20 protein-coding genes and 1 pseudogene are annotated in these 16154 nt (G+C 64.2%); 9 read left to right on the top strand and 12 right to left on the bottom strand.

Annotated elements, in window-relative coordinates:
- Positions 1-74: 74 nt before the first annotated feature.
- The 5 genes from P2869_RS11055 to P2869_RS11035 form a co-directional block, all read right to left on the bottom strand.
- Positions 75-200, bottom strand: coding sequence for a hypothetical protein (locus P2869_RS11055; RefSeq protein WP_277596474.1), 126 nt, complete (start codon positions 198-200; stop codon positions 75-77).
- A 120-nt stretch (positions 201-320) separates the two neighbouring features.
- Complete coding sequence (locus P2869_RS11050) at positions 321-1298, bottom strand: alpha/beta fold hydrolase (RefSeq protein ID WP_277596473.1); 978 nt, start codon at positions 1296-1298, stop codon at positions 321-323.
- On the bottom strand, positions 1292-1570 hold the full coding sequence (locus P2869_RS11045; RefSeq protein ID WP_017776300.1) for a 2Fe-2S iron-sulfur cluster-binding protein: 279 nt from the start codon (positions 1568-1570) through the stop codon (positions 1292-1294). The genes P2869_RS11050 and P2869_RS11045 overlap by 7 nt, the downstream gene beginning before the upstream one ends.
- 45 nt (positions 1571-1615) lie before the next feature.
- A complete protein-coding gene (locus P2869_RS11040; protein ID WP_277596472.1) occupies positions 1616-1954 on the bottom strand; it encodes a hypothetical protein in 339 nt (112 codons plus the stop codon).
- Complete coding sequence (locus P2869_RS11035; protein WP_017776302.1) at positions 1951-2256, bottom strand: 2Fe-2S iron-sulfur cluster-binding protein; 306 nt, start codon at positions 2254-2256, stop codon at positions 1951-1953. The genes P2869_RS11040 and P2869_RS11035 overlap by 4 nt, the downstream gene beginning before the upstream one ends.
- A gap of 328 nt (positions 2257-2584) precedes the next feature.
- Here P2869_RS11035 and P2869_RS11030 point away from each other — a divergent pair, with 328 nt between their 5' ends.
- The 5 genes from P2869_RS11030 (at position 2585) to P2869_RS11010 (ending at position 7555) form a co-directional block, all read left to right on the top strand.
- Complete coding sequence (locus P2869_RS11030) at positions 2585-3316, top strand: iron-containing redox enzyme family protein (protein WP_017776303.1); 732 nt, start codon at positions 2585-2587, stop codon at positions 3314-3316.
- An 87-nt stretch (positions 3317-3403) separates the two neighbouring features.
- On the top strand, positions 3404-4861 hold the full coding sequence (locus P2869_RS11025; RefSeq protein ID WP_277596471.1) for an aldehyde dehydrogenase family protein: 1458 nt from the start codon (positions 3404-3406) through the stop codon (positions 4859-4861).
- Positions 4862-4928: 67 nt separating this feature from the next.
- Positions 4929-5408 (top strand): heme-binding protein, encoded by a 480-nt coding sequence (locus P2869_RS11020; RefSeq protein ID WP_026121757.1) that lies wholly within the window; start codon positions 4929-4931, stop codon positions 5406-5408.
- Positions 5409-5461: 53 nt separating this feature from the next.
- The gene (locus tag P2869_RS11015) at positions 5462-6487 is read left to right on the top strand and encodes a 2Fe-2S iron-sulfur cluster-binding protein (protein WP_277596470.1); all 1026 of its coding nucleotides are present in this window, start codon (positions 5462-5464) and stop codon (positions 6485-6487) included.
- Between the two features lie 117 nt (positions 6488-6604).
- Positions 6605-7555, top strand: coding sequence for an ornithine cyclodeaminase family protein (locus P2869_RS11010; RefSeq protein ID WP_277598117.1), 951 nt, complete (start codon positions 6605-6607; stop codon positions 7553-7555).
- Here the strand turns inward: P2869_RS11010 and P2869_RS11005 are convergent.
- A pseudogene (locus tag P2869_RS11005) lies at positions 7519-7674 on the bottom strand (MerR family DNA-binding transcriptional regulator); the annotation flags it as partial. The gene P2869_RS11010 and the pseudogene P2869_RS11005 sit on opposite strands and share 37 nt — an antisense overlap.
- A gap of 45 nt (positions 7675-7719) precedes the next feature.
- Between P2869_RS11005 and P2869_RS11000 the strand changes: the two are divergent.
- Positions 7720-9894: a heavy metal translocating P-type ATPase gene (locus P2869_RS11000; RefSeq protein WP_277598116.1), complete on the top strand. Its 2175-nt coding sequence runs from the start codon at positions 7720-7722 to the stop codon at positions 9892-9894.
- Positions 9895-10039: 145 nt separating this feature from the next.
- Here P2869_RS11000 and P2869_RS10995 read toward each other — a convergent pair whose 3' ends face one another.
- Positions 10040-10930, bottom strand: a complete 891-nt coding sequence (locus tag P2869_RS10995) for a LysR substrate-binding domain-containing protein (RefSeq protein ID WP_277598115.1) — start codon at positions 10928-10930, stop codon at positions 10040-10042.
- Positions 10931-11031: 101 nt separating this feature from the next.
- On the opposite strand from P2869_RS10995, the gene P2869_RS10990 reads away from it, so the two are divergent.
- Both P2869_RS10990 and P2869_RS10985 read left to right on the top strand, forming a co-directional pair.
- Positions 11032-11622, top strand: a complete 591-nt coding sequence (locus tag P2869_RS10990; RefSeq protein WP_277596469.1) for a LysE family transporter — start codon at positions 11032-11034, stop codon at positions 11620-11622.
- Entirely contained in the window at positions 11622-12008 is a 387-nt protein-coding gene (locus P2869_RS10985) for a cupin domain-containing protein (protein ID WP_277598114.1), read from the top strand. Before P2869_RS10990 ends, P2869_RS10985 begins: the two co-directional genes overlap by 1 nt.
- Before the next feature lie 222 nt (positions 12009-12230).
- On the opposite strand, the gene P2869_RS10980 is transcribed toward P2869_RS10985, so the two are convergent.
- The 4 genes from P2869_RS10980 to P2869_RS10965 all read right to left on the bottom strand — a co-directional run bounded on the left by P2869_RS10980 (position 12231) and on the right by P2869_RS10965 (position 14292).
- Positions 12231-12947 (bottom strand): class I SAM-dependent methyltransferase, encoded by a 717-nt coding sequence (locus P2869_RS10980; RefSeq protein ID WP_277596468.1) that lies wholly within the window; start codon positions 12945-12947, stop codon positions 12231-12233.
- A 141-nt stretch (positions 12948-13088) separates the two neighbouring features.
- Positions 13089-13385, bottom strand: coding sequence for a 4Fe-4S dicluster domain-containing protein (locus tag P2869_RS10975; protein WP_199539730.1), 297 nt, complete (start codon positions 13383-13385; stop codon positions 13089-13091).
- A gap of 1 nt (position 13386) precedes the next feature.
- Positions 13387-13695 (bottom strand): hypothetical protein, encoded by a 309-nt coding sequence (locus P2869_RS10970; protein WP_026121760.1) that lies wholly within the window; start codon positions 13693-13695, stop codon positions 13387-13389.
- Positions 13696-13707: 12 nt separating this feature from the next.
- Positions 13708-14292 (bottom strand): sigma-70 family RNA polymerase sigma factor, encoded by a 585-nt coding sequence (locus P2869_RS10965; protein ID WP_199539731.1) that lies wholly within the window; start codon positions 14290-14292, stop codon positions 13708-13710.
- 241 nt (positions 14293-14533) lie between these two features.
- On the opposite strand from P2869_RS10965, the gene P2869_RS10960 reads away from it, so the two are divergent.
- Positions 14534-15007, top strand: a complete 474-nt coding sequence (locus P2869_RS10960) for a DUF2501 domain-containing protein (protein ID WP_277596467.1) — start codon at positions 14534-14536, stop codon at positions 15005-15007.
- Between the two features lie 211 nt (positions 15008-15218).
- Here P2869_RS10960 and P2869_RS10955 read toward each other — a convergent pair whose 3' ends face one another.
- Positions 15219-16013 (bottom strand): DNA-binding transcriptional regulator, encoded by a 795-nt coding sequence (locus tag P2869_RS10955; protein WP_017776317.1) that lies wholly within the window; start codon positions 16011-16013, stop codon positions 15219-15221.
- Between the last annotated feature and the right edge of the window lie 141 nt (positions 16014-16154).

Here is a 16154-nt window from a genome sequence, read left to right as displayed (position 1 = left end):
GCTTCCGTTGCTGGTGCGCCAGCAGTCAGCGGTTTTCTGGCGGGCCTGCGCTGACGGTTTGCCGTGCTCGAAAATCAATGGCGATTTTTGCCGAAATCCTGAGACATGGATTTCTCATGCCGCACGATCACGAAGCTCGGCAAAGCGCGGGCGCGCATCGAATGGTTTTCGCCGATCTCGATCCGGCCGCCGTCACCCATCGCCAGCGACGCCGAGCGTCGTCAAACTGCTGAACCGCCGATCGCGCAGGCCAGCTGCGAACGGGCTGCGAACGGGCGGCAAACGGGCTGCAGTCATACGCGTCAACGACGGGAGTGCCGCTATACGGCGATGGCGGGATTTCCCACGTTGCCAATGAAATGCAGGATCTCCCGCCCGAGGTATTCTTCGCCCGAATTGAAATGCGCGACGATCGACGTATGGTTGTGCCCCCGCAATTGAATCAGGCGTGGCGGGACGCCCCGATGGCGTAGCGCTTCCAGAAAGAACTGCACGCCATACTCGTCGAGATACGGGTTCTCGAATTCGGCCACCACGATCATCAGCGGGACGGTGGATCGCGCGACGTGCGTGAGCGGCGAGCGCTCGTGGTAGAGCGTCTCGTCGTCGCCGAAATAGGCGCGCACGGGTTTCGCGTTCGGATTGCCCGGGCGGGTGTCGGCGACCAGCCGCGCGCTGATCAGCACGAGGCCGGCGACGGGCGGCGGCGGAGTTTTGTCCGTGACGGCCGGGTCGAACAGGCAGGTTGCGGCGTGGGCGCCGCCTGCCGAATGGCCGATAACGAAGACCCGGTCCGGATCGATGTTCAGCCTGGCGGCATGCCGATGAACGTAGGCCAGCGCGTCGGCCACGTCCTGCGCTCCTCCGGGGTAAGGCGCTGCGTCGGCGAGCCTGTATTCGACGTTGATCGCGGCAAGCCCCTGCGATGCGAACCAGTAGCAGACGTTGTCGTATATCTCGCCGTTGACGCTTTTGTTGCCCCGAACAAACGCGCCGCCATGCACGAATACCACTGCGTCCAGCTTTCCATCGTCGGTGCGGCGGCCGCTTTCCGCGTGACGGGCGGCCGGCAGAAACGTATCGAGCGTGTGTCGCTCGTGGGGGCCGTAGCGCACGTCGCGTTCGACCACGATGCCGTCCCTGGGTGCAGCCGCAACGAGCGGCGTATAGCATTGGATGACGGTCTGGCGATGGCCGAGGATGTCGTGTCCCCAGCGTGGGCCGATGTCTAGCAGCAGGCGGCGCTGGTCGTCGGGCAGGGAGCCCAGCGGCTCGAGGGTCGATCGTCGGGTCACCATGATATGCACACATCCCCGTTCACGAATGTCTGGCAGGCCATGCGGTAGCCTGCCGCGATTTCGGCCGTGCTCAGGTGCCGTCTTTCCTTGTCCTTCACGGCGTCGGTATTTTCAAGACCCCGTTCGACCTTGCACTTGCATGTCCCGCAAAGGCCGCCGCCGCACTTGAAAGGGATTCCGCCTTTTTCGCGCAGGGAAACGCGAAGCAGATTGCTGTTGGGCGGCGCGCTCACGCACTTGTTGTCGTTGCTGAGGAAAGTAATCTGGATCATGCAGAAAGCCTGTTCTATTCACGTGGCGGGATCGAAACGAAGACGTCACGTGGCGGACACATCGGTTCGCCGCACCAGCCGTGCATTGGAATTGCGCGTGCCGACCAGTACCTGGAGGGCGCTGAACGCGGTGTCGCGGTTGGAGAATTTTTCGAGGAACCGGATCGGCATGTCATTGACCGTCGCGTCGCCCGACTCATCGATGATGCGGATTCTGGCCTCGCCGTACACCGCCGCGATCACGAATGTCGCGAGATGGCGCTCGCAATACAGGTAGTCCCATGCCTCCGCGGGCGTCAGTTTGCCGATGGCTTCGGTCCGGTACTGCCCCGGCTTGCTGGTGAGAATCACGTAGGCGACGGGGCTGATTGCCGTGCCGTTCACGTCGTCTCCCGGTCGGTTTGTTCGAGCTCGATGTCGTGCTCGATCCACAGCTGGCAGGCGAGACGGTAGCCCTGCTCCAACCGCTCGCCGAGCTGTTTCCTTTCCTTCCAGTTGGGCGGCGGAAGATGTTCGCCGCCGGCATGGACGACACACGCGCATCGGGAGCACTTTCCCATGCCGCACTCGTAACGAAGATGCGGGTAGGGGAACTGCTTGATTCCGGCGCGAACCACCAGATTGGTGTGTTCCTTGACTTCGTCCCGGTAGGTCTGTCCGTCCCGGTGAAATGTGACCATCGGCATTACCGTCCTTCCTCTGCGTCGGATGGGGTGCGATCTGGCGTCGACCAGTCTTGCGGCGAATTGTATCAACTCGATGGAACATTGTATACTTTGTTCGAATCGGTCAAGGGAGTCGATGCGGGCAACTGAGTCGTGTCTTCCGTGGTTTGGGCGATGAGCCTTTATCGTCGGTGCTTCGGCACCTGAATGAGATACCGCTCCCCTGCGCATCGCAACTTTAAAGTATACAGTATTCTTTTATTCATCTATTCTATCCCCGCTGTCTGCTGTTCGGGCCGCAAGGTCGCGTTCTGCAGACGTCGTTCCCACCAGGATAAGGAGCAAAGAGATGGCCGAATTGATGAATCGAGACGAATTCCGCAAGGCGCTTGAAGAAGCCATCAAGGGCAAGAGCGCCAACAAGGCGCCGTTCAGCGTTGCGTGGGCGAGCGGCAAGCTCAGCCGCGCGCACCTCGCCCGCTGGGCCGAGAATCACTACCACTATGTCGGCCCGTTCGCCGACTACCTCGGTTACCTGTACGCCCGCACGCCCGACCATATGACCGAGGCGAAGGACTTCCTGCTGGCCAACATGTACGAGGAGGAGATCGGCGGCGACCGTCATACCGACCTGCTCATCCGTTTTGCCGAGGCGTGCGGCACGACGCGCGAGCGTGTGATCGACCCCGACAACATGTCGCCGACAACGCGCGGCCTGCAGGCCTGGTGCTACTCGGTGGCCATGCGCGAGGATCCCGTCGTCGCCGTCGCTGCGCTCGTGGTCGGGCTCGAATCGCAGGTGCCCTCGATCTATCGCAAACAGACGCCGACGCTGCGGGAAAAGTACAAGTTCACGGACGAAGAGGTCGAGTTCTTCGACCTGCATATCGTGTCTGACGAGATCCACGGCGAGCGCGGCTACCAGATCGTGCTCGAAAACGCGACTACGCCGGATCTTCAGCAACGCTGTCTGAAGATCTGCGAAATCGGCGCGCAGATGCGCCTGCTCTATACGACGGCGCTCTATTACGACTATGTCGAAAAGGAAATTCCGCTGCCGGAGCTGGGGCTCGCCGCCTGAGTCCGTCCGGGTCGGGCGTTACGGCCCGGCCGTTCTGTTCGTGTAGCGGCGGCCAGGTGAGCGCCGCATAAAAGGGGAAGTGGTGTGATGAGCGAATCCGCAACCGTATTCAAGAACCTGATCGCGGGGGAGTGGACCGACAGCGTCAGCGGGAAGACTTTCGCGAATATCAATCCCGCCGATACCCGCGACGTCGTCGGTCATTTCCAGTCGTCGGTGACAGCGGATGCACGGGCGGCGATCCACGCAGCGTCGGCTGCATTCGCCCAGTGGCGCCGCACGCCGGTTTCCGCGCGGGCCCGAATCGTCAACAAGGCGGCCGACTGGCTCGAGGCCCGTGCGGATGCATTTGCCGCGGAGTTGACGCGCGAAGAAGGCAAGCCGCTCGCGCAGAGCCGGGATGAAATACTCCGGTCGGCTCAGGTACTCCGTTTCTACGCGGTCGAAGCCCAGACGTTCACCGGTGAGACGTTTCCGGGCGACGATCCCGACCAGCAGGTGTTCACACAACGCGAGCCGCTCGGCGTGGTCACCGTCATCACGCCGTGGAATTTTCCGATCTCGATTCCGGCGCGCAAGATTGCCCCGGCGTTGATGGCCGGGAACACGGTGATTTTCAAGCCGTCGTCGGACGCGCCGCTCATCGGCTACCGGCTCGCGGAGGCGTTCGCGCAGGCCGGCATTCCCGCCGGTGTGCTCAATTACGTCACGGGGCGCGCGTCGGATATCGGCGCGGCGATTACCGAATCGCCGGCCGTGCGGGCGATCTCGTTTACGGGGTCGACTTCGGCGGGCGAGCACATTCATCGGTCGGTGCCGATGACGACGCGCACGCAGATGGAACTGGGCGGGAAGAATCCGTTGATCGTCATGGAGGACGCGGATCTCGACCGCGCGGTGGATCTCGCGATCAAGGGCGGGCTGTCGCTGAGCGGGCAGGCCTGCACGGGCACGAGCCGGCTCCTCGTGATGGAGCCGGTGCGCCGCACATTCACGGAAAAGCTGGTGGCCCGGGTCAAGAGCCTCAAGATCGGCAGCGGCGTCACGCCGGGCATGGACCTCGGTCCACTGGCGAATCGCAGCCAGCTCGACACGGTGCTCGACTACGTGGCGTCGGGCAAGGCGCAGTCGACGCACTTGATCGGCGGGGATCGACTGACGACCGATGGCTTCGAGCATGGCTATTACGTGACGCCCGCGGTATTCACGGACGTTCCGGAAAGCGCGCGCATCTATCGCGAGGAAATCTTCGGGCCCGTGCTCGCCATCGTTGCCGTGACGAGTTACGACGACGCGATCGCCAGGGCGAACGACACCGAATATGGTTTGTCGGCCGCCATTGCCACGTCGAATCCGCGCTATATGCACCGTTTCGCCGACGACATCGAGGCGGGCACCGTCAAGATCAACCGCACGACGACCGGCAACGTGATCAATGCGCCGTTCGGTGGGTTGAAGCGCTCCAGCACCTCGACGTTCCGCGAATCGGGCCGCGCAGGGCTCGAGTTCTACACGCAGATCAAGACGGTCTACCGCGGCCTGTAACGCGAACATGTGCCAACCGTTGCGCGCGGTTCGCGACAACGACATCCCATTCAATCGGAAACGCATCATGAAGAGTTCTCTCAAACTTGAACTGGCCGAGGCGCGTGTGATGGCCTGGGCCGCGCTGGAGCGAGCGCAGGCCATCAACGTACCGGAGTCGGTCTGCATCGTCGACGACGGCGGCTATCCGCTCGTGCTGGAACGGATGGACGACGCACGCATCACCGGGCCACAGATCGCATGGAACAAGGCGTTCACCGCGGCGGGCCACAAGCGCTCCACGCATCTGTTCACGAAGGCGCCCAATGGTCCCGCGTTGCCGGGCAACGAAGCGTTCGGCATTCAACTGAGCTTCGAGGGGCGCTTTGCCGCCTTCGTCGGCGGCTTTCCGATCGTCGTCGACGATCAGGTGATTGGCGGCGTCGGACTCAGCGGCGGCAACGGCGAGCAAGACACGCAGTGCGCCGTGGCGGCGCTGCAGGCGCTGCACGACCTGCTTGGCGCGAGCGGTCATCGCGTCGTCGTGGAAGCCGACATCAAGAAGTGACGCTGCCTGCCGCCTGGTAGCAGGCCGGTCCATTGTTTCGTTAGAGATGCGATATGGTCTATCAGATAGAAATGGCGGGAACCGGCGAGCGATTTGAGGCCCGCGCCGACGAGTCGCTGCTCAAGGCCGCGACCACGGCGGGAGTCGCGATTCCTCACGATTGCCAGTTGGGCGGGTGCGGGACGTGCCGTGTGAAGGTGGTGAGTGGCGCGCACGAGTACGACGAATTTCCGTTCGGCCTCTCGCAGGAGGAGGCGGATGCGGGTTTCGTGCTCGCCTGCCAGGCACGTGCGCGCAGCAACATGGTGATCGCTGCTGCACAGGCGGGTGCAGACGTGTCGGCGCCGATGCGGATCGAGTCCCGCGTCGTCGACATTAGCCCGCTCGGGCCGGATGTCCGGCGCCTCGCAATTGCGCTGCCGGAGCAGGTGGACCTGAAATTCAATCCCGGACAGTACATGAACGTGCTGCTGGGCGATGGCGAACGCCGGAGTTTTTCGATGGCCTCGTTCGCCGGTTTGCCTGTACTGGATTTCCATATCAAGCGGGTGCCGGGCGGCCGGTTCACCGATGATGGGCTGTCGTCGCTGAAACCGGGGGATCGCCTCGCTGTCGAGCTGCCGCTGGGCAGTTTCCGTTTCCACGCGGAGGACTATCGTCCGCTGCTGATGGTCGTGACCGGGACCGGGCTGGCGCCGGTCAAGGCCATTCTCGAATCGCTCATGGACGATCCCGACTGCCCGCCGGTATGGCTCTACTGGGGGGCGCGCAGCGAAGCGGATCTGTATCTGCACGACGAGATCCAGCAATGGGGCGCGCGTCTCTACGAGTTCGAGTATGTGCCGGTGCTTTCGCGCCCGGGCGCGGGATGGACCCGAAGACGGGGTTACGTGCAGCACGCGGTGTGCGAAGACTTCGCGGACCTCTCCGAATACGCGATCTATCTGTGCGGGTCCCCCGCCATGATCGACGACGCGCGGCGGCATTTCCTGGAGAAAGGCGCGAGCATCGATCACCTCTACGCAGACAGCTTCACTTTTCAGCACGACGCAAAAGCGCTGGCAAACAGCAGCCTGTGAGCGTTGCTTATGGCCCGGCAGGGCGCGTGTTCGTCGTGCCGGGCCCAATCCACCATGCAGTGGTGCGTGGACTGCATTTTTCCGGCACTCCTATTCTGGTTGAGAAAGGGCGATTCCATGATTCATTTTACGGATGCGCAGATCGACGAACTGATCGATATCGACGACGCCATCCCGGCGCTCGAACGGGGATTCCGCGATCTGGCGAACGGCCGCGCGGCCGTCCAGCAGCGCATACGTACGGAGGCGGGCGGCGTGAAGCTGTCGACCCTGGGGGCCGTGCTGCCTGAGCAGGGTGTTGTCGGCGCGAAGGTCTATTCGACCATTGGCGGGCGCTTCAATTTTTCGATCGTGCTGTTTTCCACCGTCGACGGTCGCCTTCTCGCCACGTTGGACGCCAATACGATCACGCGTATCCGTACGGCTGCAACGACGGTTTTGGCGGTGCGCGCGCTGGCGGCAAAGCACGCAAAGACGGCGGCCATTTTCGGCACCGGCGTGCAGGGCAGGGCGCATGCACTGGCGCTGGCCGGGCATACCGGGCTCCGGTCATTCCGCATTGTTGGTCTGGAGGCGATGCACGAACTGGCTGCGCAGGTCGAAGCCGCGGGCGCGTCGCGAGGCGTGGAGGCCGTGGTGTGCGACGCTGCGGACGCGGTTCGTGGTGCAGACGTTATCGTGACGGCGACCCGCGCCACGGGCGCGCTGTTCGACGGCACGACCGTGGCGCCGGGCACGGTCGTGGCGGCCATCGGTTCCAGCCTGCCCACGACGCGTGAACTCGACGACGCGCTGATCGCGCGCGCGTCACGGATCGTGGTCGAGTTGCGGCAGCAGGCGCGTGAGGAGGCGGGCGATCTTCTGCTCGCGCAGCCCGGCACGTTCCGATGGGCGGACACCGTCGAGCTTGGTGACGTCCTGGTGGGAAACGCGAAGGGCCGCGTACAGGACGACGACGTGATCGTTTACAAGGCGGTGGGCATCGGGTTGCAGGACATCGTTCTCGCCGGCATTGCGTGGGAGAAGCATCTCAGACGGCCGGGGTGCTCGCTCGTATACGCGCGGTAATTCCCTTCGGTTCGGGCGGGCGCCGGCAGCAGCCCCGTCTTTTCGTAGAAGCGGATAGTTTCGACCTTCGTGCCCGTCGCACGCGCGAGTTGTCCGATCGCCAGCGGCTCGTGTGGCATGCCCTTGACCCTGGAGTGACGACAGGGTCTATCGTAGTGACCGTGATGAAAACTGCCGTGATGAAAACTGTCGAGGTCGAAACGGTGAACGCTCCTTTTGCGCTGAAACTTCGGATTGAAGGCATGGACTGCGCGTCGTGCGCGCTGAAGATCGAGAACGCGATGAAACGGCTGCCCGGCGTGTCTGACATCAGTGTCAGCTTCGGTCAGGAAAGCCTGAGCCTGAAGTTCGAAGAGGGCCGTACGTCAATTGCCGCGATCGAGAACGTGGTTCGCACACTCGGCTTTACGCCAGTCGGCGGTCGCGGAGGCGAGCCGGCTGGCGCCGGGCGCTCCAGTGGATCCGGCCGTTCGCCCTGGTGGCGCACGCGCAAGGCCAGGCTTGTTGCCGCTATCGGCGTACTGTTCGTTGCCGCGGCATGGGCGGCGCACCTCACGCCGACCGTCGCGCGGTGGGCATGGACGGTCGCGGCTGTCGTCGCGATGGCGCCGTTCGTGCGGCGCGCGTATGCCGGCATGGTGTCCGGTACGCCGTTCAGCATAGAGACGCTGATGTCGGTCGCCGCGCTGGGCGCGCTGTTGATCGGTGCGGCACAGGAAGCCGCGGCCGTGATTTTCCTGTTCGCGGTGGGCGAAATGCTCGAAGGCGTGGCGGCCAGCAAGGCGCGCGCCGGCATCGAGGCACTCGTGGCCCTCGTGCCTCGCGATGCGCTGCGCGAGCGCGCCGGCACCCTGGAACGAGTGCCGGTCGGTCTGCTCGCGATTGGCGACGTCGTCGTCGTACGTCCTGGCGATCGCATCCCGGCCGACGGCAACGTGGTCGACGGTGCGGCGGACGTCGACCAATCGCCGGTCACCGGCGAGTCTGTGCCGGTCGCGAAGGCCGCGGGCGCTGCCGTGTATGCGGGCAGCGTGAGCATCAACGGCGAGTTGCGCATCGACGTGCAACGCGCGGCCGCCGATAACACCATCGCGCGGATCGTGCATAGCGTGGAGGTCGCGCAGGAATCGAAGGCGCCCACCGCGCGGCTGATCGACCGCTTCAGCCGACGATATACGCCAGCGGCGATGGCGATCGCGCTGCTGGTCGCCGTCGTGCCGCCGCTCGCGCTCGACGGGGCATGGCAAACGTGGATCTACCGCGGCCTCGCGACGCTGCTGATCGCGTGTCCGTGCGCGCTGGTCATCTCGACGCCGGCGGCGATCGCGTCGGGCCTCGCCGCACTCGCGCGGCGCGGCATCCTCGTGAAGGGCGGCGCGGCGCTCGAAACGCTCGGACGCATCCGGACGGTCGCGTTCGACAAGACCGGTACGCTGACGGCAGGCCGCCCGGAGGTGACCGACGTCGTCGCGCTGGCGGCCACGCCGGGCGAACTGCTCGCGAAGGCAGCCGCCGTCGAGCGCAAGGCGAGCCATCCGCTGGGCGCGGCCATCGTCGCGGCCGCGTGCGAACGCAGGCTCGAACTGCCGGCGAGTTTTGGCGCTGCGCTGACCGTGCCGGGCAAGTCGATTACGGCGCGTCTGAAGACCGGCTTCGTGTCCGTCGGCTCGCCGCGTTACGCCGCCGAGCAGGCCGCCCTCGACGATGCCGTCGCCGCACAAATGCAGGCGCTCGAACAGCACGGCAAGACGGTCGTCGTCGTACTGGAGGGCAAACGCGTGCTGGGGCTGATCGCGCTACGCGACGAACCGCGCAGCGATGCGAAGCGCGCAGTCGAGACATTGCACCGGATGGGCGTGGACACCGTGATGCTGACGGGCGACAACCGCCGCACGGCGGACGTGATCTCTGGTGTGCTCGGCGTGCGGTCGGTTGCGGAATTGCTTCCCGACGCGAAACTCGCGGAGATCGCGCTGCTGCGCGAGCGTGGCGCGGTCGCGATGGTCGGCGACGGCATCAACGACGCGCCTGCGCTCGCTGCGGCGTCGGTCGGCATCGCGATGGGGGGCGGCACCGAGATCGCGCTCGAAACAGCGGAAGCTGCGTTGCTGCGCGACGAGATGATGGGGGTAGTCGAACTGCTCGCCGGGGCCAAAGCGACGCTGGCCAACATCTGGCAGAACGTCGGGCTTGCGCTGGGACTGAAGGCCGTGTTCCTCTGCACGACGCTGCTTGGCGTGACGTCGCTGTGGATGGCCATTCTCGCCGACACCGGCGCGACGGTGCTCGTGACCGCGAATGCCTTGCGGCTGCTCCGCCGGAGCGGGGTTGCGGCGTGACGATGGCGATCTCCGGCTCGCCGCGCTGCGCGCCCTCGGGTTCGAGATCGCTATCTGCCTCGTCACAACGCACAACGAAAGCTGCACCTTCAACGACAGGGAGAGCCGGCTATTCGCCATCCAGGCGTGCCCATCGCCTCCTGCATCACGCGATTTTCTCGAGCCGCGAGTGTGGGGCGCCTGCATTGTTCGACATCGATTCGCGTACGTAGCGCGCGAACGCCAGCGCCGACGGCTGCGCCGTCGAGGGCAACCGCAGACAGATCGCGAACGCCGGAAGTGCAGGCAAACCGGCCGCATGTGGCTGGATCGTTTCGAGGTCGGGGGGGACCGTCGAGGCGAGCCACGCCGTGATCGCAAGGCCGGCACGCACCGTTGCAGCGGTCGCCTCGATATTCCCGCTCTCGAACACCGTGCGCCAGGCAATGTCCTCGCTCGCAAGCGCGCCGAGTACCACCGGACGAAACGCGCAGCGCTCGTCCACCATCGAAAGCGGCAACGGCCGCTTTTGCCAGGCCGCACTGCCGCGGCAGCTCACCCACACCAGCGGTTCGATGCGGATCACTTCTCCCCTGGCTTCACTCGCGACACATTCGACCAGTGACAGGTCGAGGCGTCCGCTGGTTACGGCGTCGCCGAGTTCCGGCGACGCGGCGCACACGAGCGAAAGCTCCACGCGCGGATGCGCTTCGGCGAATGCTTTCATTGCGGGCGCAAGCGGTGTCACGAGGTCGTAGGGCACACCGACGCGCAGGACGCCCTGCAGCGACTGCGCGTTCATGTCGGCCCAGATGTCGTCGTTGAGCTGCAGCATCTGCCGCGCCTTCGCAAGAAGTTGTTCGCCCTCGCGCGACAGTTCCAGCTTGCGTGCTTTGCGGATGAACAGCTGGCACGCGAGCCCGTCTTCCAGTCGTTTGATCTGCTGGCTGACGGCGCCCTGCGTCCGGTGCAGCCGATTTGCGGCCACCGTCATGCTGCCGCTGTCGGCAACGCTGACGAAGGTTCGGATCAGATCGAGGTCAAGATTTCGGGTCATCGACGCATTATGCGGCTTAATGGACGGCATCAATATTATTGCCTGTTCTGATGCGTGGGCAATCCGTACAGTACGAGCCACGACTACCCGCACGTGCACCCATGAGCTCGATCCTGCCGCTTCTCCTGTTCGTCACCGTCGCGACTTTCACGCCGGGCGGTGCCACCATGCTGGCTACCGCATCGGGCGGCCGCTTCGGCTTTGCGCGTTCGATTCCGCTGATGCTCGGCATCGCGATCGCACTGGCCTCGCTTGCCGCGGTCGCGGCGCTCGGCCTCGGCAAGCTGCTGCTCGCGATACCGGCGCTGCAGACCACCGTGAAAGCCATCGGCTCCGCCTACCTGCTGTGGCTCGCGTGGCGCATCGCGCGAAGCGGTTCGCCCAACGCCGGCGCCGGCCCCGCGCAGCCGGTCACGCTCATGAGCGGCATCTTGCTGCTATGGCTCAATCCGAAGAGTTGGGCCATGACGGTGGGCGCCGCAGCGTCTTTTGCGCTGCTCGCAAGCAGTCCGAGCCGACTCGCGCTGTTGCTGGGCACCGCGTTTGGTCTTGCCGCATGCGTCTCGCTCGCCCTGTGGTGTGCGCTCGGCATGCTGCTGGCACGGTTTTTCCGCACGCCACTTCATTGGCGCATTCTCAATCTGGCTATGGGCGTGCTGCTCGCTTCATCCATCATTCCGACCTGGAGGTGATCGTGTCAGTCCATCCATTTGCCGAGTCGTTCGCGCTGGAAGCCGCGTTCGGCGATGTGTCGGAATATTGGTCGCCGAAAGTCGTCGCACAGGTCAACGACCAATTCGTGAAAGTCGCGAAAGTACGCGGCCAGCTTGTGTGGCACGACCACGCGCACGAGGATGAACTTTTCTTCGTCGTGCGCGGGCGTCTGAAGATCGAATACGAAGAAGGGCGCGTTGTCGATCTGCCTGCCGGTTCGATGCACGTGGTGCCACGCTGCACGCTGCACAACCCGGTTGCCGACGAGGAATGCTGGATCGTGCTGATCGAACCGATGCAAACGAAGCACACGGGCGAAGTGGTGTCGCCGTTGACGAAGACGATCGAGGAGCAGTTGCGCTGAGTACGTTCGGTTCGTCGCTACGCGATGTCGAAGTCCTGGCCGCTATCGGACATTGCGCTATCGGACATTGATGGACGATGTCGAATCCGACCTCTTCGGGGCGCGTAGAGTCAGCCGATATGCAGTCGCCAGAGTCGGCAGAGCCGAGACGCGGGAGGCGGCTTCGGTCACTGGCGTGCACGGTCAGCCTGGTCCGCAGCGTATTCCATCGACGACATCCGCTCAGGAAACGACGACGGTAAATTCGATGCCCGATTCGAAGTCCAGCGTCGTGGTCGAGAAACGCGGATCGCTGTCGAGGTAGTGCTTGTACGGTCGAACGGCGTCCTCGGCGGTGTACATGTTGTCGGCGAGTACGACCGACCCCGGGCGCAGCAGATGCTCGATCTGCCTGAACAGCCTGAGATAGGTGTCGGCCCAGACGTCGATGAATACCATGTCGAACGTACCGTCCAGTTTGGCAACAGTCTCGAAGACGTCGCCTTCTCTCAGGTCGACATAAGCGTTCAGGGCCGCTGCTTCGACGTGGGTGCGCAGATGTGCGCACTTGAGCGCGTCACATTCGGTTGCTACGACCACGCCACGGCCCAAAGTGCGCAGGGCCTCGGCGAAATACAGCGTGGACACGCCGCAGGAGCTGCCGAGTTCGAGGATTCGGGCCGGCTGTCGCGAGAGCACCATGTTGCGCAGAAATCTTCCCGTCTCCGCCGACACGGCCAACAATAGAGAACTGCCTTGCGAGGATTCGAAGTCTTCGCTGGACAGCCCGAGCGTTTCGAGAAACCGTCCCCGCAACCGGGGCGCGAGCGCTTCGTATTCTTCAGCGAGCGTCAGAAATGCCTCGTTCGACCCCGGGTACTGCGCGCGTGCGCGCGCCAGCATTTCGGTCTGACTCTGTTCGTGAAGCCGTTGCAGAAGAAGGGCGGTGGATGAAACCATGTGCGTTCCTTGGCGAGATCGATAACGGCGTTGACGTTGCTGATGTCGCTGATGTCGCGGATGTCGATTACGTAGCTAGCGACGGGCCCTTCGTCGGGCGTCCTGCGCTGTCGTTCCGTCTCCGGCGAATACGGTGGGAGGCTATGCCCTTCGGACCAGCGTGATGGCGCGTTCAGGGCATGCCGTTACACAGAGTCCGCACGACTGGCAGGCGTGCGCATTCGGCGTGTAGGCGACTTTCATTCCGTGCACCCGCTGCTTGAGGCGATGCATCACATTGAGGCCGAGGTAATCGGCCTTATCGATGTGCCGGATCTCAAATACGTTCTCAGGGCAGACAGCGACGCAATCGCCCTTGCCTTCGCAACGTTTCAGGTCGACGACGGGCGCAATTACGCCCGGCTTCTGTTTGCAGCCGCTCGTTGATGTCTCGCGCACGTCACTCTCCTGTGCGCCGGGTGCGGCCCGAGCGCCATGCGGTGCGGAAAAGCTCGCGCTCTTCGGGCGTCATGGATTCCCATTTGCGCCAGTGGCGTCGGCCGTGCCAGCCACGGTGTCCGCGGAATCCGCCGAACAGAATGCGGCTCAACACCAGCAGGCCCAGCGCGTGAGCGAAGTCGATCGCGCGGGCGCCGACGAACAGCGCCGGAATCACCCAGTTCCACAGCGTCATGACAATCCATCCGAGCACGCCTATGGCGATCACCACGAACAGCGCTTTACCCATACATCTGATTCGAAAATTCATCCGCCGACTCCTCTAGAGATCCAGTTCGTCATAAATGGGCTGCAGTCGGGCACGCAGATGCAAGACTGCGTATCGCTTGCGCCCGAGCAGGGTATTGAGCGTGACGCCGCTTTGCGCGGCCATGTCCTTGAAGGAGCGGCCTTCCAGTTCGTGCGCGATAAACACCTCGCGTTGATTCGGCGGCAACTCGTCGAGCGCGTCCTGCAAGGCCTTGAGCAACAGCGCGCGTGCGTACAGCGCTTCAGGCCCGGCATCGTGCGCCGGCAGCGCGAGGTCGAGGCGATACTCGCCGCCGGCGTCGTCGTCTTCGGCTTCGAGCAACTCGGTGAGCGGCTGCTCCTTCTTCTTGCGAAACCGATCGACGATGCGGTTGCGTGCGGTACGGAAAAGCCATGCACTCGCCTGTTCGATCGGTGCAGGAAGCCGGTAGGCCTGCACGAATTCGTGGAATACATCCTGCAGGATGTCCTCGGCATCGTCCGGGTCGCGTATTCGGCGCCGGATGAAATTGACGAGCCTTGTTCGTTCACGCATCACGGTCGCGGTGATGTCGCGGTCTGGGTCGGTCATCGGGCGCGAAGTGGGTGGCGATTCCATGCGTCTGAAGACGTTTCAGGCGCGCGAATATTGTGGCGAGCGCGAAAAATGTGCTGCGCAACGCGTCGGGCTGGCGGTGATCCCATTTACTGAGACTGGGCGGGAGGACGCGATGAGCGGACGAAAACCCATGGAAGACCTCCTTTCCCGACATTTCCAGCCGTAGTGCACGGATATAGTGACGCTGAGGCAACGTATCGTGCCGCGCCTGGCACGACGGCGGCCTGTCCGGAGAACTGCCATGAACACAAAGAAGCTCATTTTTCGATCCGCCCTGGTCGCCTCGCTCGCGGTGGCGCTGCCATGGTCAACTGCGCAGGCGCAGCTCGGAAATTTTCTCAATCAGGCGGGCGGTGCGGCCGCCAGCGGGTCCGGCACGGGCTCGGGTTTATCGGGCCTCGGCTCACTTGCGGGTGGATTGACCGGCGGCGGCACGTCGCTTACGCCCGGCAGCCTCGGCAACGTCGCAGGGCTGCTGCAGTACTGCGTCCAGAACAACTACTTGAGTGCCAATGGCACGTCGTCGATACAGAACGCGCTCATGGGCAAGCTTGGCGGAAATCCCTCGTCCAGTCCCGGCTACACGAGCGGCACGAGCGGTCTGCTCGATGCAGGCAATGGCAAGACGCTCGACCTGAGTGGCGACGGGGTGAAACAGGCGCTCGCGAAGCAGGTGTGCGACCGGGTGCTGGCGCAGGCCAAGTCGATGTTTTGACCCGAAGCCCGGCGCGCTGCATTGCCGCGTGACGGCCGTCGACCGCGTCAACGTCGCGACGCTCGACGTCCCGGTGCTCGCCAGTGTCTACGGCGGGCCGCTGCCCGTGCAGCCTCGGCCCGGCACACGGCCACTCGTGCCGCCCGTGCCGCTCGCCGCCATTTCACCGTGGGCATCGTTCGCGCGGTGCGTTACGCCGGCGCGCTCGTCGCTACGCAATGGCAGGCCCCGCAAGCGCCTCCGCGATTTCGCCGGCCGCCTCTTTCAGCGCGGGAAGAAAGCGCTTCACGGCCTCTTTCGCCGCGATGGCCTTCGACAGGTAGATCACATTGAGGCTGGCCAGCACGCGTTCATTCGACCCCACGGCGACCGCCAGCGCGCCGATCTTCCTTTGTTCGGACCAGTCGCCATGATTGGAGCCGAAGCCGTCTTCGCGCGTTTGACGCACGAGGTTGCGAATGTACGCGTCGTCGCATGCGAGGCTTCGCTGGGCGTCGCCGCCCGCGCCTGAGCGCAGCAGGTCGAGCATGTCTTCGCGTTCGGCGTCGGGGCACGTCGAAAAGTACACGCGGCCTGCGGCCGTCAGCAGAATCGGCAGACGCCGTCCCACCATGGAACGGTGAAACGAGAGCGGGCTGAAGCGGTGCGTCGTCTCGCGGATCAGCATGGCGTCGCCGTCCGGCGTCGTGAGATCGGACGGCCAGACCACGCGCTGCAGCAGCCGCCCCATGATGGGCGGCGCGACCATTGCGATGCGTTCGTCGTCGGTGAATCCTTCGCTTAACGAACGAACGCCGAGCGCAAGCCGGAAACTGTCGTCGGACGTGCTGCGGCGCACGCAGCCTTCGTCTACGAGCGTTTCGAGAAGCCGGCGCACCGTCGTGCGGTGCAGCCCCGTCGCTTCGCTGATCTGCTGGCTCGTGGCCCGCCCGCCCTCCATCGCGTTGAGCGCCCGAAGCACCTGTAAGCCCCGCGCGAGACCGCGCACGTTGGCGTATTTCGTCACGAAAAATCCTTTAAAAACAGTAATGTGCATTCAGTGCACATTCTTGTCAATTGTTTGAGCACGACGGGGGCGCTCCTTAGACTTTCCTCAAAAGCGGCGTGGACGCATCGCCATATGCCAGTCCCCATGCCGCGTCGACAT

Source organism: Paraburkholderia sp. SUR17, assembly GCF_029536165.1.
GTDB classification, from domain to species: domain Bacteria; phylum Pseudomonadota; class Gammaproteobacteria; order Burkholderiales; family Burkholderiaceae; genus Paraburkholderia; species Paraburkholderia kururiensis.
The sequence above is the reverse complement of the archived record's forward strand: the minus strand, read 5'-3'. Positions and strand labels throughout refer to the sequence as shown.